General features: G+C 60.2%; 21 protein-coding genes. 2 read left to right on the forward strand and 19 right to left on the reverse strand.

The features are described from left to right. The 3 genes from V0R60_RS05480 to V0R60_RS05490 form a co-directional block, all read right to left on the reverse strand. Positions 1-2,442: a TonB-dependent siderophore receptor gene (locus tag V0R60_RS05480; protein ID WP_330079051.1), complete on the reverse strand. Its 2,442-nt coding sequence runs from the start codon at positions 2,440-2,442 to the stop codon at positions 1-3. A gap of 89 nt (positions 2,443-2,531) precedes the next feature. Further along, the gene (locus V0R60_RS05485; protein ID WP_136475881.1) at positions 2,532-3,506 is read right to left on the reverse strand and encodes a FecR domain-containing protein; all 975 of its coding nucleotides are present in this window, start codon (positions 3,504-3,506) and stop codon (positions 2,532-2,534) included. Beyond that, positions 3,503-4,009: a sigma-70 family RNA polymerase sigma factor gene (locus V0R60_RS05490; RefSeq protein WP_136475880.1), complete on the reverse strand. Its 507-nt coding sequence runs from the start codon at positions 4,007-4,009 to the stop codon at positions 3,503-3,505. The genes V0R60_RS05485 and V0R60_RS05490 overlap by 4 nt, the downstream gene beginning before the upstream one ends. Positions 4,010-4,096: 87 nt before the next feature. Here V0R60_RS05490 and V0R60_RS05495 point away from each other — a divergent pair, with 87 nt between their 5' ends. After that, positions 4,097-4,390, forward strand: a complete 294-nt coding sequence (locus V0R60_RS05495; protein ID WP_330079050.1) for a DUF7693 family protein — start codon at positions 4,097-4,099, stop codon at positions 4,388-4,390. A gap of 14 nt (positions 4,391-4,404) precedes the next feature. On the opposite strand, the gene V0R60_RS05500 is transcribed toward V0R60_RS05495, so the two are convergent. The 4 genes from V0R60_RS05500 to V0R60_RS05515 form a co-directional block, all read right to left on the reverse strand. Continuing rightward, a complete protein-coding gene (locus V0R60_RS05500; protein WP_136475878.1) occupies positions 4,405-5,145 on the reverse strand; it encodes a TorF family putative porin in 741 nt (246 codons plus the stop codon). A 97-nt stretch (positions 5,146-5,242) separates the two neighbouring features. After that, positions 5,243-6,985, reverse strand: coding sequence for an amidohydrolase (locus V0R60_RS05505; RefSeq protein ID WP_330079049.1), 1,743 nt, complete (start codon positions 6,983-6,985; stop codon positions 5,243-5,245). A gap of 81 nt (positions 6,986-7,066) precedes the next feature. Beyond that, positions 7,067-8,083 (reverse strand): helix-turn-helix transcriptional regulator, encoded by a 1,017-nt coding sequence (locus V0R60_RS05510; protein ID WP_375547259.1) that lies wholly within the window; start codon positions 8,081-8,083, stop codon positions 7,067-7,069. Positions 8,084-8,146: 63 nt separating this feature from the next. Then, positions 8,147-10,051 carry a M14 family metallopeptidase gene (locus V0R60_RS05515; protein ID WP_330079048.1) on the reverse strand — a complete coding sequence of 635 codons (1,905 nt, stop codon included), beginning with the start codon at positions 10,049-10,051 and terminating at the stop codon, positions 8,147-8,149. A gap of 72 nt (positions 10,052-10,123) precedes the next feature. Between V0R60_RS05515 and V0R60_RS05520 the strand changes: the two genes are divergently transcribed. Beyond that, positions 10,124-10,450: a cupin domain-containing protein gene (locus V0R60_RS05520; protein ID WP_330079047.1), complete on the forward strand. Its 327-nt coding sequence runs from the start codon at positions 10,124-10,126 to the stop codon at positions 10,448-10,450. 33 nt (positions 10,451-10,483) lie between these two features. On the opposite strand, the gene ureG is transcribed toward V0R60_RS05520, so the two are convergent. The 12 genes from ureG to phnD form a co-directional block, all read right to left on the reverse strand. Further along, the gene (gene ureG, locus V0R60_RS05525) at positions 10,484-11,125 is read right to left on the reverse strand and encodes an urease accessory protein UreG (protein ID WP_330079046.1); all 642 of its coding nucleotides are present in this window, start codon (positions 11,123-11,125) and stop codon (positions 10,484-10,486) included. 9 nt (positions 11,126-11,134) lie between these two features. Further along, on the reverse strand, positions 11,135-11,809 hold the full coding sequence (locus tag V0R60_RS05530) for an urease accessory protein UreF (protein WP_136475871.1): 675 nt from the start codon (positions 11,807-11,809) through the stop codon (positions 11,135-11,137). Beyond that, positions 11,809-12,354, reverse strand: coding sequence for a HupE/UreJ family protein (locus V0R60_RS05535; RefSeq protein WP_136475870.1), 546 nt, complete (start codon positions 12,352-12,354; stop codon positions 11,809-11,811). Before V0R60_RS05535 ends, V0R60_RS05530 begins: the two co-directional genes overlap by 1 nt. An 18-nt stretch (positions 12,355-12,372) precedes the next feature. Continuing rightward, positions 12,373-12,852 (reverse strand): urease accessory protein UreE, encoded by a 480-nt coding sequence (gene ureE / locus V0R60_RS05540; protein ID WP_136475869.1) that lies wholly within the window; start codon positions 12,850-12,852, stop codon positions 12,373-12,375. Between the two features lie 10 nt (positions 12,853-12,862). Next, positions 12,863-14,566: an urease subunit alpha gene (gene ureC / locus V0R60_RS05545; protein ID WP_136475868.1), complete on the reverse strand. Its 1,704-nt coding sequence runs from the start codon at positions 14,564-14,566 to the stop codon at positions 12,863-12,865. Continuing rightward, positions 14,563-14,880, reverse strand: a complete 318-nt coding sequence (locus tag V0R60_RS05550; protein ID WP_136475867.1) for an urease subunit beta — start codon at positions 14,878-14,880, stop codon at positions 14,563-14,565. The genes ureC and V0R60_RS05550 overlap by 4 nt, the downstream gene beginning before the upstream one ends. Before the next feature lie 9 nt (positions 14,881-14,889). Next, positions 14,890-15,192, reverse strand: a complete 303-nt coding sequence (locus V0R60_RS05555) for an urease subunit gamma (RefSeq protein WP_330079045.1) — start codon at positions 15,190-15,192, stop codon at positions 14,890-14,892. Between the two features lie 9 nt (positions 15,193-15,201). After that, on the reverse strand, positions 15,202-16,035 hold the full coding sequence (locus tag V0R60_RS05560) for an urease accessory protein UreD (protein ID WP_136475864.1): 834 nt from the start codon (positions 16,033-16,035) through the stop codon (positions 15,202-15,204). Between the two features lie 233 nt (positions 16,036-16,268). Next, positions 16,269-17,360 carry an iron-containing alcohol dehydrogenase PsrA gene (psrA, locus tag V0R60_RS05565; protein ID WP_330079044.1) on the reverse strand — a complete coding sequence of 364 codons (1,092 nt, stop codon included), beginning with the start codon at positions 17,358-17,360 and terminating at the stop codon, positions 16,269-16,271. Positions 17,361-17,471: 111 nt separating this feature from the next. Further along, positions 17,472-18,296 carry a phosphonate ABC transporter, permease protein PhnE gene (phnE, locus tag V0R60_RS05570; RefSeq protein WP_330079043.1) on the reverse strand — a complete coding sequence of 275 codons (825 nt, stop codon included), beginning with the start codon at positions 18,294-18,296 and terminating at the stop codon, positions 17,472-17,474. Further along, positions 18,293-19,090, reverse strand: a complete 798-nt coding sequence (gene phnC, locus V0R60_RS05575; RefSeq protein WP_330079042.1) for a phosphonate ABC transporter ATP-binding protein — start codon at positions 19,088-19,090, stop codon at positions 18,293-18,295. The genes phnE and phnC overlap by 4 nt, the downstream gene beginning before the upstream one ends. Further along, positions 19,087-19,956, reverse strand: a complete 870-nt coding sequence (gene phnD / locus V0R60_RS05580) for a phosphonate ABC transporter substrate-binding protein (RefSeq protein ID WP_136475856.1) — start codon at positions 19,954-19,956, stop codon at positions 19,087-19,089. Before phnD ends, phnC begins: the two co-directional genes overlap by 4 nt. Between the last annotated feature and the right edge of the window lie 89 nt (positions 19,957-20,045).

The raw sequence follows: 20,045 nt of genomic DNA on the forward strand, positions 1-20,045 counted from the left end.
CTACCAGTTGTAAGTAAGATCGGTGGTCAGCGTGCGGCCTTCACCGTAATAGCAATCGACATCACTGGTACAACGGCTGACATAGACTTTGTCTTCGAGGTTTTGCAGGTTGACCTGCAACTTGACCCCTTTCAGACGCAGCGGCGACTGCTGGAAGTCATAGGAGAGCATGCCGTCGTAGACGGTGTACGACGGGATGCTGAAGTGATCATAAGCAAAATCACTTCCGTCACTGCCACGCACATACCGCGCGCCCAGGCCCATGCCCAGACCAGCCAACAGCGTATCGCCGGTAAAGTGGTAGTCCAGCCACAGCGACGCTGTCATCGGTGGCGTCCCTGATGGGTGCCGGCCTTCACGACCATCGTTGTCCTTGGTGTAGACCACATCGTTACGCGAAACCGAGGCAATCACGTCGAGGTTGTCACCCAGACTTGCCTTGCCCTCAAGTTCCACGCCGCGCGAGCGCAATGCGCCGACCTGGACGCTGCGGGTCCAATCGCTAGGATCGGTGGTGAGGATGTTCTGCTGCTTGATCTCATACACCGACAGCTGCACAAAACTCTCCTGCCCAGGCGGCTGGTATTTGACCCCCGCTTCAACCTGCTTGCCGGTGGACGGCTCGAACGGCTTGTGGTGGATGTCCGCCCCCGTCACCGGCAGGAACGACTCGGTGTAGCTGATGTAAGGCGTAACACCGCTTTCGAAGCTGTAGCCGATGCCTGCACGACCGGTGAACTTTTCATCCTTGAGGGTGGCGAAGTTCTGGGCGATAGGTTCCCGGGTTTCGGTTTCGGCCCAGTCGTAACGACCGCCCAGGGTCAGGAACCAGTTGTTCCATTTGAGTTGGTCCTGCACATACAGGCCCGTCTGGGTCACTGTGTTATCCCAGTTGAACGGTTGGCCGAAGTTCAGCGCCTGACCGTAGACCGGCGAGTACAGGTCGATGATCGGTGGATTTCGGTCGTACAGGCCAAGGAACTTGGAATTGGAGTGGTAGTAGTCCACCCCCACCAGCAGCGTGTGCGCCACCTCGAACGTATTGAACTTGGCCTGGGCAATGTTATCGACACCAAATACTTTATTGCGCTGTTTCCAGTCGACCCCGAAGCGGGTCATGTAGCGCTGGTCGTCAAGACCCGTCTGCGGGTTGGTGACAAATGTGTAGCCGTGCAAGGGCGCCCGAAAGCGATCGTCGACATAGGCATAGCGCGCATTCTGCTTGAGGGTCCAGACATCGTTCAGTTCATGGCTGAACTCATAACCGAACGTGTATTGCTCGCGATCATAGGCGTTGATATCGGGCTCACCGATAAACCGGCTGCGTTTGATCCGGCCATTAGGGCTGGCAAATACCGTGCCGATGGCGGGCAAGCCTTGTGCTTCCGGGACACCGTTGTCTTTCTGGTAATGGCCATAGAGTGTCAAACGGGTTTGCTCGTTCGGCACCCAGGTCATGCTCGGTGCAAGCATGAAACGCTGCTGCTCGACGTAATCAATCTCGCCGTTCTTATCCAGGCCGTTGCCCGTCAGGCGGTACAGGAACTCACCTTGATCATCCATGGGCCCGGCGAAATCGAAGGCCGCGTAGCGACGATCCTGGCTACCGCCGCCAAGCAACAGTTCACGCTGCGGCGTAGCGGTCGGGCGTTTGGAAACCATGTTGATCAGGCCTCCCGGCTGGTTCTGCCCGTAGAGCACCGAGGCGGGGCCCTTCATGACTTCAATCCGCTCCAGCAGATACGGGTCAATCTGCAGTGCGCCGCCGGTGCTGCCGCCGCCGTAAGGCAAGTGCAGGCCGTCCAGGTACAACGGTGTAGGACTGAAACCGCGAGAAGTGGGTTCGTCAAAGATGCCGACCCGGTCGGAGAAGCCACCTCCGGTGATGCCGGGGGTGTAGCGCAGGGCTTGAGTGACCGTTTGCGACCCCAGGGCCTTGATTTCGTCCTGGGTAATAATGTTGATGGTCTGCGGCACTTCAAGCACCGAGGTATCGGTCTTGGTCGCCGTGCCGGTGCGCTTGGCCACATAACCCACCACCGGACCCCAGGCGTCCTCGGTCCCTTGCCCGGTGATCTGCGTGGCGCCCAGTTCCAGCGCATCGCTCTGCACCGTCGGTACCAGGTTCCAGGTTCCGCCTGCCGTGATGTTCAGGTCCAGACCGCTGCCGCGCAGTGCTTGCATGGCCGCTTGCTCGGGTGTGAGCTGGCCACTGACCCGGGCTGCCTGCTTGCCCTGCACCAACGCGGGGCTGACCGACAACACACGTCCGGACTGGCGGGCGATGCGACTGAGGCTTTCACCCAGATCACCGGCCGGGATGTCGAACGTCTGGGTGGCGCTGACGCTGCTACCGTTCTGCGCCAACGCGTACAACGGCGCACTGCTGCCCAAGGCAATGGCAAGGGCCAGCAGGCTGGGGCGGATCATGGAATCTGACATTGTGTGTAGGGGCTCGTTTGAAGTTGTTGTCCATAACCAGGACACACCAGTGACCGGATCCCCTCACGGCCGAAGATTTTTTTTGCCCCTCAGCTCACATCGATGCGCGTCAGCCAGCCGCCGAAGCTGTCAACGCTGATCGGCAGGGTTTCGCTGAGCGAAAGCAAAGTGCGGTCACTGTCATCCAGGGGGAAACTGCCATACACGCGGATTTGCGCTGCTGCCGGGCTAATGCGGAGCAACCCTGCTCGATACGGTCGCAAGGCCTCGATCAGATCACCCAGAGGTTCGTCGCGCACATCCACGCGACCATCAGTCCAACCCGCCCGGGTCCGTAGCGAAGGCGCCAGGGCAACGCTGCGCAGACCATCGAACGCATAAGCCTGTCCTTCCTCGACACGCTGTGCAGCGGCATTGCCGGTGGTCAGCAAGACCGCATGTTCCTGCACCGCAACCAGGCTTTGTTGATCGTCCTGGCGCACGGTAAAGCGCGTACCTTGCGCCTGAACCTGGCCTTGGCGCGTGGCGACAATGAACGGACGATCTGCCTCGACAGCAACCTCCACCTGTAACTCACCCTCGCGCAGCAGCACCAGGCGTTGACTGGCATTGAACTGTAGGTCAACTGCCGTACGCGCATTAAGGCGCAAGCGCGAGCCATCGCTGAGGGTCAGACTGCGACGCTCACCGGTTGCGGTGTGCACGTCGGCGAACAAATCGCCCAATGGCGTTCGCCGGTGCGCCAGACCGGCACAGCCCAACCCCAGCAACACCATGGCCAGACCACCACCGAGCACCTTGCGTCGCGATAGTGGAGGTTGCACGCGTAGGCTGCGGCTGGCAATTGCCAGTTGCCCAGGTGAGCGTTGTTCAGCTTGATGCAGACCGGCCAAAGGTTCTTGCAACAGCGCATTGACCCGCTGCCAGGCAGCTTGGTGCGTCGGGCAGTGCTTTAACCAAGACTCGAAAGCCTGATGCGTCTTGTCTTGCGCTGGGGCGTTTTCGAGTGTCAGTAGCCAGTCCACAGCCTCATGGATAGCGCGATCTACCGAAGCGTGGCTCATTCGGCCTCCACGCTCAGGCAATGCAGGAACGCTCGCCGCAAATCCCGCTCCACCGTTGCCAGTGAAACGCCCAACTGCTCTGCGATCATGGGCTGGCTCAGGCCTTCGAGACGATGCAAGATAAAGGCGTGGCGCGCTCGCTCGGGCAGGCCGTCGAGCAACCGGTCGATCTGTGCCAGCGCTTCACGCACCAGCAACACATCCTCGGCCGAAGGCATGCAGCACTCCGGTAGCCGCCCAAGCTCTTCCAGGTAGGCCTGCTCCAGGGCCCGACGGCGAAACAGGTTGCTCAACAGGCGCCGGGCAACTGTAGCCAAAAAGGCACGAGGTTCTTCCAGGGCTGGCAGGGCACTACTGCCCATGGCCCGGACAAAGGTATCCTGCGCCAGATCCGCAGCATCATCAGGGCAGTTCAACCGGCGATACAGCCAGGCGCGCAGCCAGCGATGATGGTCGCTGTAGAGATCGGCCACGATTGCCTTGGTGTCGACAGAACGGGTCACTGACGGGAATCACACGCTAATGGTAATTACTATCATTATCGTGATAGCACCGTGAATATACAATCCCTTCGTAGGAACACATGACCGATGCTTGCCTTGACCCCGCGTGAGGTTTACCAGCAACTGCGCGACGCCGCCCTCGGGATCCGCCCGATGACGCGTCTGAAACCTGCCCTTTCGAACAATCTGACATGGGTAGAGATAGAAGGCTGGCAACTGGCGCTGGACGTTGAAGGCAAGCGCCTGCACCACTGCGAGCACTGCCAGCATCCTGATGGTCGCCATGGCTCACTGGACACCTGGCAGCGCTACGGCACCGACCCGGTCAGCCTGTTGAGCACCTGGGAGCTGGCCCAGATCGAGCGCCTGCTCGACCTGTGACCGAATTACGGGTATTAGAAGGTTTTGTTGGCGCTTGCAACAACGGTGGCCGAGCACAGGTCGTCAAATCCGTACCAACCGATGCATTCGCTTTTCGACAAGTCGGTATCGATGTAGCTCAAACCCCAGGTGACTCCACCAAACTCACGGGTGAATTTCACTTCCCATTCATAGTAAGTGTTTCGGTCATCGCCGCTGGCAGACCAGAACGCAGGGTCTTTCACATCGTTACGACCGGCCCGCAGTTCCAGGCCTACCTCACCAGGCAAGGCAAAGCTGTAGCCAAGGTAGGTGTAAAGCGTGTCCTGGTCTTCGCCGAAGAAATTCGGTGTGTCATCGGAGTAATAGGCGCCGAGTTTCACTCCATACACATCGAGAATCGCGTACACCTCGCTCAAATTGAATTGCGCTTCTTTGGGATAGTCGTACTTGATGTAGCCAAGGTCGAGGCTAATCGAATCGGTGGCTTGCCAGTACCAACCGGCGTAGTACTCCAGCTCCTGGCGCGTCTTGAATTCGCTGCCGAAGTCAACGTTCGAGGTCCAGGCCCCAAGGTACAGGCCACTGCTGTGGATCAGCGTCGCCCCGCCCTGCAGTGCAGGGTCGCCGAGGGTTTGCGAAACCCCACGGCTGCGATAATCGCTGGCAGCGGTGAGCTCTACCTCCAAGAGGAAATCGTCACTCAAAGTCAGCGCTTGGCTGGTCAGTGGCGCCAGCAGCAAGCCGGCGAGGGAGAAAACGGTACGTGCGTTCATACAGAAACCCTTGTTTTTATTGTGTGCGGGCAGATTCCTGCAGGCGAAGCCAAGCCCCTCGCAAGGCAAGGAGCCAAGGCATCGTCAGCGGGGGACCTCAGGAGGCGGGGGCGTAGACCTGCTTGCCGGCGAAGAAGGTCTTCAGTACTTGAGTCTCGAACAGTTCATCGTCGCTGACCTTGAAAACATCACGGTCCAGCACGATCAGGTCAGCCTGCTTGCCGGGTGCCAATGAACCGATCTGCTGCTCAAGGCGCAGGGTCTTGGCGGCATTGAGGGTGTAGGCCTGGAACATGAGTTGGCGATCGACGCTTTCCTGGGCGTTGAGTACCCCTAGCGGCCCTTTTCGGGTGGCAGCCTGGGCGATAGCGTTCCATGGGTTGGGGCTGGACACCGGCCAATCGCTGGCACCGGAAATTGTCGCTCCAGCCTGTTGCAGGGATTTGGCCGGGTACTGATGGCTATAGGCTGAAGGGGTAATGTAAGGTTTCACCAACTCCACGGTGTAGCTCTCGCCAGTTGCCCAGAGCAGTTGCATCGAGGCGATCACGCCCAGTTGCTTGAAGCGCGGGAAGTCCTTCGGGGCGACCACTTGCAGGTGGCTGATGCTGTGGGTCTTGGGCGTGGTGCTGACCTTGCGCGCATACTCGACGCCATTGAGCGACTCGCGCACTGCTCGGTCGCCTACAGCGTGCATATGTACGATCCAGTCGCGTTTTTCTGCCGCGGCGACCAGCTCGCCGAAACGGTCGGGCTCGATCAACAACTGGCCGTTCTTGTTGCTGTTCTTGTAAGGTTCAAGCATCGCCGCGGTCTGCCCTGGATACTCCAGCACCCCATCCACGAACACCTTGATTCCCGGGAAGCTCAGGTTGGGCACGCCTTCGAACTTCTTCGCCACCTTGGCCAATACCTCAAGGTCGGCAGGTCGGCTTTTCGGGTTGGCAATCATCAGGGCCGCGACATGGGCACTGAGTTCGCCCTTCTCTGCCAGCGTGCGGTACAGCGGCAATACACCGTAGCTCTGTTCGGTCGCCTTGAAGTCAAACAACGAGTCGTCGCTGCCAGCGTTGGCCGCAGCATCCATCCAGGCAGTAACGCCATACTGGTTGTTGATCCGCACCGCTTCACGGGCAGCCTTGAGCATGAAGGCTTCGTCGGCGGCAGGAATCTGACTGCGTACCTGGTCCCAGCGCGATTCGGAGAAGTATCCGTTAGGGGTAAAGTCCGCGTCGTGCCCCACATAGCTGCGGTCCTGCTCGGACATTCCCTTGACCAGTGCCGCATCGATCTTCAGGCGCTTGAGCATGGCATTGTTAGCCCAGCCGGTGTGGCCGTCGATGCCGTTGAGCACCAGGGGTTGATCGGCCCAGCGCCCCTGATTGAACACTTGGCCCAGTTCGCGGCTTTTTTCCCAGTAGGCTGAACTGGTGCCGGCAACACTGATGACATCCCCCGCCCGCCCGCGGCCTGCCTTGACCTCGGCAAGTATCCATTGCTCAAGCTCGGGCAACGGCTTGACTTCATCTTCAAGGTTCGCGCCCAGGCTCGCAGAACCTCCTGCAATCGGATGACTGTGGGTGTCGATCATGCCCGGCATCAGTACCTTGCCGGCCAAATCGATGCGCTGGGTATTGGCGTCGGCCAACGCGTTGATCTGGGCATCGCTGCCCACTTGCAGGATCTTGCCGTCCTTGACTGCCACCGCTTGCATCAGTGCTTGTCCGGGCTCTGCGGTGTACACCTTGCCGTTGACCAATACAAGGTCAGCGGCGGCCATTGCCTGAAGTGATGAAAAGGCCAGGGTTGCGGCCATCAGGTTGGGAATCAGTCGTTGCATTGGAACGCTCTCTTGTTTTAACGGCTATGCGTACACCCTATAGCGCGAGACAAAAGAGCGGACCTCTGCAAATGAGGAGGGTCAGGCGATTTTTTCCGCAAGCGGTGTGGCCAAACGCAAGGCAGACCCCAGTTCCACCTTGCTCTTGACTCCCAACTGCACATAGCAATTGCGCAAGTAGGTGCGCACGGTCGCCGGGCTCAGCGAGAGGATACGGGCAATTTCCTTGTAGGAGTGGCCAGCGGCGAAAAGCATGGCTGCGGTACGTTCACGGGGGGCCAGCACCACGCCAGGGGCCGGGGCTTCAAGTGACAAAATGACATGATCGGCATTTGGGCTCAGGGTCAGTGTGCACCGCCCCAGACGCATCACACAGGGCACTTTGTGCAACTGCGCAATGACTTGTGCCGGCAGCACCGATCCGTCCCAGCCAGGCACCTCGCGCTGAACCGCTGCACACACGCGTGCACCGATATACAGCAGGCTGCCGTCCAGGCGCGCCACGCCGAAATCACTGGCACCGTTACCGGTGTCGATACGAATCATGTCCTGGACCTGAAAACGCCACTGTTGCAGCAAGTGCGCGCAGAACGCGGCAAACAAACCGTCTTCGGTAGCGTTGAATGCCTGCTCTTCTACGCCTCGATACAAGCAGACAAAGAAATTCAGTCCGCTCTCAGGCAGCTCGAAGGTGATGTTCATCAAATGATAGAGGTCGTAACGGCGGGCAAAGTCGTTGACCGCCTCGACAGGATCGGTGAACTCACTGTCGCGCACCACCCGACCGAGACTGGACAAGGTGTCGATGGCAAAGCTGTCCAAGCCGGCCACGTCATGCCACTCACTGGCAAACGAGGCCGGCAGATCGATACGCCCATGCATCCAGCTCTGGATCGGGGCACTGCTGTCCGCGGACATCTCTCCCCACCATGCCGAGGCAAACGGTACCAATTGGCGAAAGGCCTGCAGGCCGTCGGCAATGAAATGCGAACCGCCCTCCTCGCGGGCAAGACTGGCCAATTGCAGAACACACCGGTTGAACGCTTCCAGGGTTGCCATCGACAACGGGGAAGCACTTGCTTGGACCGCCACCATCATTTCCTCTCTAATTATTATCGCCATCACCGAGCAGGCCCTCTCCTGTCTGCCCGGCGATGCTCCTCAGAACACCGCACCCACGGGATAGACGAAGGCATTTACGTCATAAAACGGCGTACGCTGATAAAACCATTGCAACCGTGCACTGGGGCTGGCGGCGAAGGCCTTGTCGCTCTTGAGTTTCTTGTCGAACTCGGCCTTGAGCGCCGGGTTCTGAGCCAGCATCTTGCGCGCCATGGGCTCCATCACGTACTCCTCGGGCTCTTCGGCCACGACCAGCGTCGAGTTGAAGAAGCCCCAGGCCCAGAACGAGTCGGGGCTTTGCGGGTACAGCAAGTTGACCGCCAGCACGCCCAGTGGCTGGTCAAGATCGATCACCACCGATCCCGGCGCGAATGTCTGCAAACGCTCGAAGGGCTTGGCCACGCCGCTGACCGGCAGACGCCCCTCATAACCCGGAATCTGGTTGACCTGGGCGCGATCGGGCTCGAAGCCTCCGGCTATCTTGACCTCGTCCATGCGATACAGGGTGACCGGTATTGCTGTGGGTTTGTCCAGCGTGGCCATTTGAATGCCATGGGCCTTGAGGCGAACGATTACCTCGCGCCACTGCACCGGCACCACGTACTGGCGTGGCCGCTTGGTCACCAGGTCCGGCTCGGTGTTGCCGGTTACCGGCACCGTCAGTTGCTTGGGCTTGTTGCTCCAGACGATAGTCTTGGCGCCCGTGATCGGTGACTGCTCGTAGCGATAGTCGCCGACCGTGAACGGGGTAGATTCGGCCTTGCCCGGTTTCCAGGTGAGAATGACGTCCTGCTGTGCCTCGAGTCGCTCGCGGTCCTGGCGGATGGCTTCCTTGAGCGACGCCGATTGCTCGCCAATGACCTCAAGCATGCTCTTGAGCATCACATAGTTGCCCAGTACTTGAGTCTGATAGGGATGCAGGGCGTGCTGTTCAATCAGGATCGATGGGACGTTGCGAATATCACCGTACTGGTTGGAGAACCGCGCGTAGTCGGTTCGGTACGGGTAATAGCCCTGAGTCGGGTCCTGATTGTCGTTGAGGCTGATGCACTCATGTACCACATGCCCGTCTGCTTGCAGGGCCTTGTACACCGGCGCGCGCATGACGTTGTCCATCCACGCGCTACTGGCCGGCGACCAGCCGTTGCCGTTGTGACAGTAAGAGCTGTCATAAGGGTACATGGCGCCATCGGTGGAGTGGGTGTCGGCGAAAAAGCTCAAGTCGTAGGTGTTGAACACCCAGGCGACGTTGCGAATCTCGGCACTGTCGAGCTTGGTGAAGTCGCGATTGAGGTTGTAATTCAGGCCATTGACCCGCCAGCCGGTTTCCTGCGGGCCGTTCTGGTTGATCCGCCCATAAGCGCTGCGACGCAAGTCACCGTCGATATTGATGGTGGGAATGAACAGAATATTGACCTTTTCCAGCACGCCTGCCAGCGGCTTGTCACCGGTCGTCATGTCGCGCAGCAGCATGAACATGGCGTCCTTGCCGTTGGCCTCGCCGGGGTGAATCTCAGCTTCCACGAAAACCGTCGGCTTGCCCGACTCGTTCAGCCCGGCTGGCGATTTGTCGACCTCCAGTGAAGCGATCGCCATGACCATCGGGTGGCCTTCAGCGCTTTTTTCCGGCAAATCGTGCAGCACGATACTGCCGCCGGAGGCCGCCACCAGTTTGTTCAGGTAAGCGCGTGTCTCGGTGTAATCGCTGGTCTGATTGAAACCACTGGCTTCGGCCGTGGTGATCAGCGGGTTGTCCGCCTTGGCGACGTAGCGGGTACTGGCCAGGGTCTGCTCGAACATCGGCGGCAAAATGCGTTGCTTGGCGGCGTCTGGATAGACACTATCGTCTATGTAGGCAGGCGCGCCAGGCAAAGCCGCCAGCGCAGGCAGGCAAGTGCTCAACAGCATTGCGACACTGAACGGCTGCAAAAGCGAGTGTTTCATGATGATTCCCTATCATGAGTGGCAGATGCCACCTTAAACCACAATGTGGTGCCAGACGAGGGCCTTGCAACGATGCTCGACAATCTGCTCAACCCCCTCCCCCCTGCCACCGAGCAGGAACACTTCGATGAACTGCTGGCCCGCCCGGGCTTGCGCATCGAACGCATCGTCTCCCATGGCCAGGCAAGCCCCGCAGGCTTCTGGTACGACCAGCCGCAGAGTGAATGGGTATTGGTTTTGACCGGTTCGGCGGGCTTACGGCTGGAGCATGAAACCAGCGCCCGGGTGCTGACACCGGGCGACTTTGTCGAGATTCCGGCGCACAGCCGACATCGTGTGGAATGGACCGATAGCACCCGCGCCACAGTGTGGCTGGCGGTGCATTTTGGCGATGTTTGAGCACGTTCGGTCAGTGTTTTCGAGGCGCATGCATCAAGCAGTCGATCGGGACGCTCGCGCAGCGCCAAGCATTCCACGCTCAACGATAAAGTCGATAACCTGCTGCAAGCCCTGCCCGGTCTTGAGATTGGTGAACGCCCACGGCCGCTCGGGCCGCATCCGTTGAGTATCCTTCTCCATCACCTCCAGCGAAGCACCTACATAAGGCGCCAGGTCGATTTTGTTGATCACCAGAAAATCCGACTTGGTAATCCCCGGTCCGCCCTTGCGCGGGATCTTTTCACCTTCAGCAACATCTATCACATAGACCGTCAGATCGGCCAGCTCCGGGCTGAAGGTCGCACTGAGATTGTCGCCGCCACTCTCGACAAAAATCACCTCAAGATTACCGAACCTACGCGCCAGATCCTCCACCGCGGCCAAATTCATCGAAGCATCTTCGCGAATGGCCGTGTGCGGGCAGCCACCAGTTTCCACCCCGACAATACGCTCCGGTGCCAGTGCGCCAGCTTCGGTGAGAATTCGCTGGTCTTCCTTGGTATAGATATCGTTGGTCACCACAGCAATCTCATAGTGATCGCGCATGGCCTTGCACAAGGCCTCAAGCAGCGCGGTCTTGCCTGAACCGACCGGACCGCCGACACCGACGCGCAGGGGTTGCTGATAACTTTGCATGGGTTGTCCTCAAGAACGAAATAATCGGGTGTATTGGGTTTCATGTCGGGCCGAAGCAATCGCCAGCAATGGCAATCCGCCACCCAACTGATCATCGGGCACCTGCAGGGCATGCTCGAGCACGCCAGGCAGTTCTTCACACAGGTCACGCAGCAGACTTTGTGCTGCCTGTTGGCCAAAGGGCACCAGCTTGACGCCCGCCATCACTGCACCTTCGAGCCAGGCAAAGCCATGACCCAAGGCCAGATCGGGCAAAGGAATGTCCCAGTGCGCGCCCAGCCAGGCCATCCCACCCAACTGGCTCAACGCCACGCTCGGTCGCCATTGCTCCGCCTGGCACAGCTCCCAGCCGTCGAGCAGGCGGGCAAAGGCCATCCCCCGCTGGCGCTCTTCCAGGCGTAACTCGGCCGTTTCACGATTGGCCAGCAAGAACTGACTCCAGTGCAGGAATGCCCCGGCGTCGTCGTCGCAACAGGCGTGATACAGGCGCGAAAGTAGCGGCCAGTCGAGATAGCCCAGGGTGTCGTGCAACTGCTGGCGTTGCCAACTGCGAAAACCGTCGGCGCCTTGCACCCAGCCGGCCTCCACCGCCCACTCCAGCCCTTGGGAATAGGTAAATCCGCCTACTGGCAGGCTTGGACTGGCCAACTGCAGCAGTCGCAGCAGCTTCAGCTCGGTACTCATCAGCCAGCCAGCACCACTGCAGCGCCCGCCAGCAAGCCTCCACCGAAGGCTTTCTGCAAGGCGCTGTGGCGGCGCAGCAGGCACCCGCCGGCAAAGCCTGCGAGCAACAGCACGCCGCTGACCGCGACAAAGCCTGCACTGAACAACCAGAATGCCCCTGGGCTGGCTTCAACGCCGTGGGCCCAACCATGGAACAAGGCGAACACCGGCATTGCCAAGGCCAGAACCATTTGCCGGCCAGGCAGCAACATGGCGGCAGCAGCCACCAGCAACGAACCGATGATCATCGTTTCCATGCCAATAACACCGCCGAACAACTGCCCCAACAAGGCACCACCAAACATGGCACAGAGCGTCAGCAGCGGCAGTGCCAGGTTACGGCCGGTCAATGCCGCGAGCACGCCGGTACCGAGCAGCATGAGTAAGTGATCAAGGCCGGTCAGCGGGTGCAGCAGGCCATCCTGCAGGGGGTTGGCGTCATGACCTGGGTGAGCGAAGGCCGGTACGGCCACCAGCAGCAACGCGAGTGCAACAGTCTTGTTCATGGGTATTCCTTATCGACTTCAGTGGTGAGCAACGCGAACAAAGGGGTGATCGTTATGGGAGTGGCTGTGCGGTGCGCTCTGATAGGCCCCGGCTTCAGGTTCGAACGGCGCCTGCTCCAGCGTCACCTGCAAGCCCAGGCCGCGAACCATCTCGTCGAGGACGTGGTCGTGTTGATAGCGCAGCAGGCCACCATCAATCTGCAGCGGTACATGTCGGTTGCCCAGGTGATAGCTGGCACGTGCCAGCAACAAAGGATCGGCGCAACGCACCGTGGATACCGGCTCTGCTGCCGCGACCACACGTATCGCCTCGATGCCCTGCTCATCGCTCAACAATTGGCCACCGCGCAGCAGTTGGCCGCGTTCAAGCATCAGTCCAGCCTCGCGCCCATCGTCGAGGGTGACCCGTACCCGGCTCTTGATGCGGGTGTCCAGGGTGAGGGTCACCGTGGCGCTTACCTGGTCGGCTTCTTTGAGCCGTCGTGTCAGCAAAATCATGCGTGCTCCTTCAAAACAGAAAATAACGTTGCGCCATCGGCAATACTGTGGCCGGCTCACACACCAGCAATTCACCGTTGGCGCGCACCTCGTAGGTTTGTGAGTCCACTTCAATCAGCGGCAGCAGGCCGTTGTGCACCATGTCGCCCTTGCGCACAGTCCGGCAGCCATTGACGACGCCAATCAGGCTGCGTAAACCCAGTTGCTGATGGACACCACGCTCATGCGCCGAGCGCGATAGGAAGGTCATTCGGGTAGCGTTGCGTGCAGCGCCCAGGGCACCGAACATTGGCCGGTAGTGCACCGGTTGCGGCGTGGGAATCGAGCCGTTTATATCGCCCATCGGCGCCATGGCAATCATCCCGCCCTTGATCACCAACGCAGGTTTCACCCCGAAGAAGGCCGGTGCCCAGAGCACCAGGTCAGCCAGCTTGCCCGCCTCCACTGAGCCCACCTCATGGGCGATGCCATGGGTGAGTGCCGGATTGATCGTGTACTTGGCGATGTAGCGCTTCACCCGAGCGTTGTCGCTGTGGCTGCTGTCTGGAGCAAGGGGTCCGCGACGACGCTTCATCTGGTCGGCGACCTGCCAGGTACGCAACACCACTTCCCCTACCCGGCCCATGGCCTGGGAGTCGGATGAGGTCATCGAAAACGCGCCGATGTCATGCAGAATGTCTTCGGCGGCAATGGTTTCGCGACGAATGCGCGACTCGGCGAACGCCACGTCCTCGGCAATGCTCGGGTCCAGGTGATGGCAGACCATCAGCATGTCCAGGTGCTCGTCCACGGTATTGATCGTGTAGGGCAAGGTTGGATTAGTCGAGGACGGCAGCACATTGGCAAACGCCGCCGCGCGGATGATATCCGGCGCATGACCACCACCGGCCCCTTCGGTGTGAAAGGTGTGGATGGTGCGATCACCGATTGCCGCCAGGGTGTCTTCGACACAGCCGGATTCATTGAGGGTGTCGGTGTGAATGGCCACCTGCACATCCAGTTCTTCAGCCACGTTCAAACAACAGTCGATGGCGGCCGGAGTCGAGCCCCAATCCTCATGCAGTTTCAAACCCACCGCCCCGGCGTGAATCTGCTCGCGCAACGCCTCAGGCTGCGAGGCATTGCCCTTGCCGAGCAGGCCGATATTGATCGGCAGCTCATCGGCTGCCTGAAGCATGCGCGCCAGGTACCAGGGCCCGGAGGTGCAGGTGGTGGCATTGGTGCCCGTGGCCGGCCCGGTGCCGCCGCCAATAAACGTGGTGATGCCCGAGGTGAGCGCCTCTTCCACCTGCTGCGGGCAGATGAAGTGGATGTGTGAGTCGATGCCGCCTGCGGTGACGATCTTGCCTTCGGCGGCAATCACTTCGGTGCCTGCACCGATCGGCAAGGTAACCCCGGGCTGCACATCCGGGTTGCCGGCCTTGCCGACGCCGAAGATGCGTCCGTTCTTCACACCAATGTCAGCTTTGACGATGCCCCAGTGGTCAATAATCAAGGCGTTGGTCAGCACCAGGTCCATGGCCTCGTTGGCGAGCATCTGGCCCTGGCCCATGCCGTCACGGATGACCTTGCCACCGCCAAACTTGACCTCTTCACCGTAGGTGGTGAAGTCCTTCTCCACCTCGACCCACAATTCGGTGTCGGCCAGGCGTACCCGGTCACCGACGGTCGGGCCAAACATGTCGGCGTAGGCACGACGCGAGATTCGGCTCATGCCAGTGCCTCCAGTTTGCCCATTACCCGCCCTTGAAAACCGTAGACCTCGCGTTTTCCAGCGTAGGGCACCAGTGTCACCGTGCGCGCCTGCCCCGGCTCAAAGCGCACGGCGGTGCCTGCGGCGATGTCCAGGCGAAAACCACGGGTGGGCTCGCGCTCGAAGACCAGGGCGTTGTTAACCTCATAAAAGTGGTAATGCGAGCCGACCTGCACCGGCCGGTCCCCATGGTTGGCCACCGTCACACTAACGGTCTGGCAGCCAAGGTTGAGTTCAATGTCGCCCTGGGCGACCTGTACTTCTCCGGGAATCATCCTGCGCTCCTAGACAATCGGGTCATGCACGGTCACAAGCTTGGTGCCGTCGGGGAACGTCGCCTCGACCTGCACGTCGGTAATCATTTCGCTCACGCCCTCCATTACCTGCTCACGGTTGAGCACATCACGCCCCAGGTTCATCAACTCGGCGACCGTGCGTCCATCACGAGCGCCTTCCATCACCGTGGCGCTAATCAACGCTACCGCTTCCGGGTAGTTGAGTTTCAGACCACGGGCCAGCCGGCGCTCGGCAAGCAGCGCCGCGGTGAACAGCAGCAATTTGTCTTTCTCTCGCGGGGTCAGCTCCATGGCATTCTCTCAAGTGGCCCAGATACGTGGCGGGCATGGCTGCAGGCCGACCACGGCGGGCCGCAAGGCATGCCACAGGCGTTGCAGGGTGAGTTGTAGGGATTGGTTGTCGTGATCGAGCAGGCGCACTACCAGCAGTTGGCCGAGCAACGTTGCGCCAGCAGGTACGTTCAGGTCATTGATGAGGGTGCGGCACTGTTCAAGCAGGTTCTCGTCGGCCGGAAAGGCGCAAAAGGTTGCCTGCAAGGGGTAGCCGCCAAGCTTGTGCAATTGACCACCTTCAATACGCAGGCGCTCGTGCAGGCCGGGGTCGTCGGGTACATCGATCTGTAGGCGGTTGTCCAGTGCACCGTGGCTGAACGTCTCGTGCATCACCGGTCGGCCCAGGCACAGGGTTTCCCACGCCAAAAGACGTGCCCCTGGAGAGAGACTAAAGCGATTTTCCAGGCGCACACGGGCACCGGAAAAACAGATATTGCCCTGCGGCAACCACTCCAGCACGCTGTCGGGTGCCAAATGAAAATGCTGGTTGAGGGTCGAGGTATTGCCGTTGCTGCGGTAAAACTTGGTTGCCCCGGGCATGGTCATCAGCGCATGGCTGCCCGCCTCCAGGTGCACATCGAGCACCAGTTTGTCGCCGCCCACCACGCCGCCGGGAGGGTGCAACACGTAGACGTGGCACGGCGCGCCCTCGGGGTAGAACGGTCGCTGCACCAAAAGAGGACCAAAATGACGTCGCGCACCAATACAGGTCTTTTCCCCGCGTCGAACGAAGCGCAGCGACAACTCGGCACTCCAGCCGGTAGCGCACGCTGCGAGGTCGAGGGGTTGGGCAAGCGTCATGAGTCTGATCCCTGTATATGCCAATTCCGACGCTTTCAAGGACAGGTCTTACTCCAACCGGCGCAGTTGCCAGGTTGCAGGCTTGACCAATCGATCAGCAATCGATGCAGGGGACAAAGCACATAACGGGCCAGAAGTTGTCGCGCGGCCCTCCCTGGCCGCGCGCAATCACGTTAAACCAGCTGACGCAGGCAATCCCACTTGATTGGTGCAACAGGAAACAGCAGCGAACGTCAGGCGGCGGAGGCGCCGATAAAGTTCTTGCCCCGGGCGCCCCGCAAGGCATGGGCGATCATGGCCTGGGCCTCGTCGGCATCGACGCCGTAGTCGGCGAAGTCGGTCATGACCCCAAGGTTATGGAGGAACGCGCGCAGGCGTGTACTGGCCTGGTCCAGATCCGGCCCGAAGATGCGCTGCAAGGTGCAGTCGCGGGCACTGTCACGGCCCCAGGCCAAACCCAGTACCAGCGGCAATGAGAACGAACAGGCGATGCCGTGGGGCACGCCATGACGCAAGGTCATCTCGTAGGAAATCGAGTGTGCCAGCGCCGTCTTGGTATTGGAAAACGCCATGCCGGCCTTGAGTGCTGCCAGCGCCATGCGGGCGCGCAGGTCACGGTTGCCCAGGTCACGTTGCAGTTGCGGCAGGCAGTCGAGGATGTCTTCGATTGCCGATACCGCGAAGGTATCGGAGAGTGGGTTGGCATTGACGTTCCAGATCGCTTCCAACGCGTGAGACAGCGCATCGAGCCCGGTAGACACCGTGACACCGGCGGGCACGGTGAGCATTAGTTCCGGGTCGACAATCGCCGCCTTCGGCCAGGTGCACTCCAGGTGCAACGAATACTTCTTCTGCGCAGCACTATCCCAGATCGTCGCCCAGGGCGTTACCTCGCTGCCGGTGCCGGCAGTGGTAGGAGCGGCAATCAGCGCTTTGCTGCGTGCCGGAGTGAAGGGTTTGCCCAGGGCCAGAAGACCGAGCAACTCATCGAACTGCCCGGATTCGGTGCCGACGATCAACGCCTTGGCGGTGTCGATGGCACTGCCACCCCCCAGCGCGATCACCGTCTGGCAATGTTCTGCTTCTACCCAGAAGCGTTCGTAGGTACTGCGCAGGTGAGCAACATCCGGATTGGGTTGCACGTCTTCGACGATGTACACCAGACGCTCGCCCAGCAGCGCCTGGACGCGGTCAATCAAACCCAGTCCGCGCGCCTCCGGAAACGTCACCAGGGCGACGTTGTGGTTTTCACTCAAGGTGCAGATCTGGTCGAGGCTGCCGCTGCCGAAGCAGGTCGCCACCGGGTTATGGAAAAAGGCAGGCATAGCGGTTTCCTTTATTGTTGTTCTGGCTGGGGACATAGTCGTGGCCGAACAACATTCGCTCAAATCGATTGATTTAAGGCTTGCATTGGTTGAACCGATAACGGCGCAGGGCTAGTGACGGTTATCGCCCTGGATACGGCGGCGCAGGCGACTGGAAAGCAGATCAGCAGCCACGACCATCAGGGTGATGACAATGATGCAGGTGGCGGTTTCCTGGTATTTGAACAATTTCAGGCTGCTGACCAACTCGAACCCCAGCCCCCCTGCCCCGACCATGCCCAGCACCGTTGCCGAACGCAGATTGACTTCGAAGCGGTACAGCACCACCGCAATCCAGGCGGTGATCACTTGCGGGATGACGCCGAAGACGATCACCTGCAGCGGTCTGGCACCGGTGGCCTGCAGCGCTTCAATTGGCCCCTGGTCGATCTCTTCGATGCTGTCGGCGAAGAACTTGCCGAGCATGCCGACCCCGTGGAGCGCCAACGCCAATACACCGGGAAACGGCCCAAGGCCTACTGCCGAAACGAACACCAGGGCCAGGATCAACTCGTTGATGCTGCGAATCACATTGAGCAGTTGCCGGGTACCGGCATACAGCCAACGATTGCCTTGCAGATTGCGCGCGGCGAGAAATGCCAGGGGTATGGCGAAGGCAATTCCCAACAGTGTTCCCCACAAGGCGATTTGCAACGTCTCTACCGCGGGCTGCCACAGGCGCGGCAGAATGCTCAGGTCCGGTGGCATGGAGCGCGCCAGAAAGTCGCCGATCTGCGGCAAGCCGTTGCTCAATTCCGACCAGCTCAATTGTGTACCTTGGGCACTCCAGTGCAGCACCAGCACCGCCAGCAGCACCCAGGCGCCGGTGACCAACCAGCCGCGTGCGGTATCGGGGGTGCTGACCAGCCAACGGTATGTCGACGGCAGATTGTTCATCGTGCAAGCCCTCCTTGCAGTTGCAACCGCGCCATTGCCGGTTCAACCTGCTCATCGTCGAGACGTTCGAGCTGCGGGTAGATTCGCTGCAGGCTGGCCTCATCGAGGCGTTCATGATGGCTGTCGAACACCAATCGGCCATGCGCCAAGCCGACAATGCGATCAGCAAATTCCTCGGCCAGGTCCACTTGATGGAGATTGCACACCACGGTAATGCCCAACTCTCGCGTCGCATTGCGCAAGTACTGCATCACCCTGCGAGCCGTCTTGGGGTCGAGGCTGGCAACCGGCTCATCGGCGAGAATCACCTTTGGCCGTTGTGCCAGCGCTCGGGCAATCCCCACGCGCTGACGCTGACCACCCGAAAGCGAATCGGTACGTGCCTCGGCCTTGTGCTGCAGGTCGACGTGTTGCAGGCAGTTCAGCGCCAGAGCCACGTCGCTGCGACTGAACAATTGCAACACCGAAGCCAGGGTCGACAGTGACCCCAGGCGCCCGGTCAATACGTTCTTGAGCACCGACAAGCGCGGCACCACATTGTGATGCTGAAAGATCATTGCCACCTGCCGGCGCAGCTCGCGCGGACGTTCGCCGCCCATGGCGTCGATTGCGCCAATCTGCAACTCGCCACTGTCTGCCTGCACCAAGCGATTCATGCACCGCAGCAAGGTCGACTTGCCAGCACCGGACTGACCCAGCACCACGACGAACTCGCCCGCCCCGATGTCCAGGTCGATGCCCTTGAGCACCGGGTTGTCGCCGTAGTCTTTGCGTAGTGCGCGGATGCGGATCATTTCATGCTCCGCAAGTCGAGATCGAGCACTTTGGCGGTATCGCGCACCACGTCATAAGCGGCGTCGGTGGTGGGTTGAAAGCCATTGAGCAGCCCCTGATCGCCCCAAGGCACATCTTTGATATTGGCCATGGCGGCCGCCAGCTTTTGCTTCAATGCCGGGTCCAGGTTCTGGCGCCAGACCATGGGTGATTCGGGAATATCGGCCGACGACCAGACAATCTGCAGGTCGTCCGCCTTGACCTGTCCCTGGGCCACAGCAGAAGCGTAGATACGGTCGGCTACCGCTGCGGCGTCCACCTTGCGATTGGCGACGGCAAGAATACTGGCATCGTGGGAGCCGGAGAAAATCACCCGTGAAAACAACTTTTCCGGCTGGTAGCCGGCGGCTTCCAGGCCTGCCTTGGGGAACAAATGGCCAGAGGCCGAACTTGGGTCGACAAAGGCGAAGGTATGTCCCTTGAGGTCGCTCAGTTGCTCGATACCACTGTCTTTGCGCGCCACGATCTGACTGCGATAGGCGCTCTTGCCGGCCTTTTTGGTGACGGCCACGGCGAAAGCGTCGACACCCGCCACTTGATGGGCAAGCACATAGGAGAACGGCCCCAGGTAAGCGACATCAAGTTTGCCGGCGCGCAATGCTTCGATCACACCGTTGTAGTCAGTAGCCACGAACGGCTTGACCGGCATGCCCAACTGACGCTCCAGATCTGCCAGCACCTGCTTGCTGCTCTCGATCATGGCCTGGGAGTCTTCGGAGGGAATCAGGCCGATGCTCAGTGACGACTGTGCAGAAACCTGGGTACAGGCCAACAAGGGCAAAAGACCAAAGCCGGTCAAACGCAACAGTTTGGCAAACGGGTTCATGGAGGACTTCCTGCAGGTGTTGTTTAGGTCGCTCCACACTAGGGCTGTCACGTGACAGTCACAGCTTCAAATCACTATGCGTTTTCCTG

It is taken from the genome of Pseudomonas auratipiscis, from assembly GCF_036324085.1.
GTDB classification, from domain to species: Bacteria; Pseudomonadota; Gammaproteobacteria; order Pseudomonadales; family Pseudomonadaceae; genus Aquipseudomonas; species Aquipseudomonas auratipiscis.

What these genes read in the sequence shown, in the direction of transcription:
- V0R60_RS05480 (WP_330079051.1), bottom strand. Translation starts at nt 2,442, where the DNA reads ATGTCAGATTCCATGATCCGCCCCAGCCTGCTGGCCCTTGCCATTGCC.
- V0R60_RS05485 (WP_136475881.1), bottom strand. Translation starts at nt 3,506, where the DNA reads ATGAGCCACGCTTCGGTAGATCGCGCTATCCATGAGGCTGTGGACTGG.
- V0R60_RS05495 (WP_330079050.1), top strand. Translation starts at nt 4,097, where the DNA reads ATGCTTGCCTTGACCCCGCGTGAGGTTTACCAGCAACTGCGCGACGCC.
- V0R60_RS05500 (WP_136475878.1), bottom strand. Translation starts at nt 5,145, where the DNA reads ATGAACGCACGTACCGTTTTCTCCCTCGCCGGCTTGCTGCTGGCGCCA.
- V0R60_RS05505 (WP_330079049.1), bottom strand. Translation starts at nt 6,985, where the DNA reads ATGCAACGACTGATTCCCAACCTGATGGCCGCAACCCTGGCCTTTTCA.
- V0R60_RS05510 (WP_375547259.1), bottom strand. Translation starts at nt 8,083, where the DNA reads ATGATGGTGGCGGTCCAAGCAAGTGCTTCCCCGTTGTCGATGGCAACC.
- V0R60_RS05515 (WP_330079048.1), bottom strand. Translation starts at nt 10,051, where the DNA reads ATGAAACACTCGCTTTTGCAGCCGTTCAGTGTCGCAATGCTGTTGAGC.
- V0R60_RS05520 (WP_330079047.1), top strand. Translation starts at nt 10,124, where the DNA reads ATGCTCGACAATCTGCTCAACCCCCTCCCCCCTGCCACCGAGCAGGAA.
- ureG (WP_330079046.1), bottom strand. Translation starts at nt 11,125, where the DNA reads ATGCAAAGTTATCAGCAACCCCTGCGCGTCGGTGTCGGCGGTCCGGTC.
- V0R60_RS05530 (WP_136475871.1), bottom strand. Translation starts at nt 11,809, where the DNA reads ATGAGTACCGAGCTGAAGCTGCTGCGACTGCTGCAGTTGGCCAGTCCA.
- V0R60_RS05535 (WP_136475870.1), bottom strand. Translation starts at nt 12,354, where the DNA reads ATGAACAAGACTGTTGCACTCGCGTTGCTGCTGGTGGCCGTACCGGCC.
- ureE (WP_136475869.1), bottom strand. Translation starts at nt 12,852, where the DNA reads ATGATTTTGCTGACACGACGGCTCAAAGAAGCCGACCAGGTAAGCGCC.
- ureC (WP_136475868.1), bottom strand. Translation starts at nt 14,566, where the DNA reads ATGAGCCGAATCTCGCGTCGTGCCTACGCCGACATGTTTGGCCCGACC.
- V0R60_RS05550 (WP_136475867.1), bottom strand. Translation starts at nt 14,880, where the DNA reads ATGATTCCCGGAGAAGTACAGGTCGCCCAGGGCGACATTGAACTCAAC.
- V0R60_RS05555 (WP_330079045.1), bottom strand. Translation starts at nt 15,192, where the DNA reads ATGGAGCTGACCCCGCGAGAGAAAGACAAATTGCTGCTGTTCACCGCG.
- V0R60_RS05560 (WP_136475864.1), bottom strand. Translation starts at nt 16,035, where the DNA reads ATGACGCTTGCCCAACCCCTCGACCTCGCAGCGTGCGCTACCGGCTGG.
- psrA (WP_330079044.1), bottom strand. Translation starts at nt 17,360, where the DNA reads ATGCCTGCCTTTTTCCATAACCCGGTGGCGACCTGCTTCGGCAGCGGC.
- phnE (WP_330079043.1), bottom strand. Translation starts at nt 18,296, where the DNA reads ATGAACAATCTGCCGTCGACATACCGTTGGCTGGTCAGCACCCCCGAT.
- phnC (WP_330079042.1), bottom strand. Translation starts at nt 19,090, where the DNA reads ATGATCCGCATCCGCGCACTACGCAAAGACTACGGCGACAACCCGGTG.
- phnD (WP_136475856.1), bottom strand. Translation starts at nt 19,956, where the DNA reads ATGAACCCGTTTGCCAAACTGTTGCGTTTGACCGGCTTTGGTCTTTTG.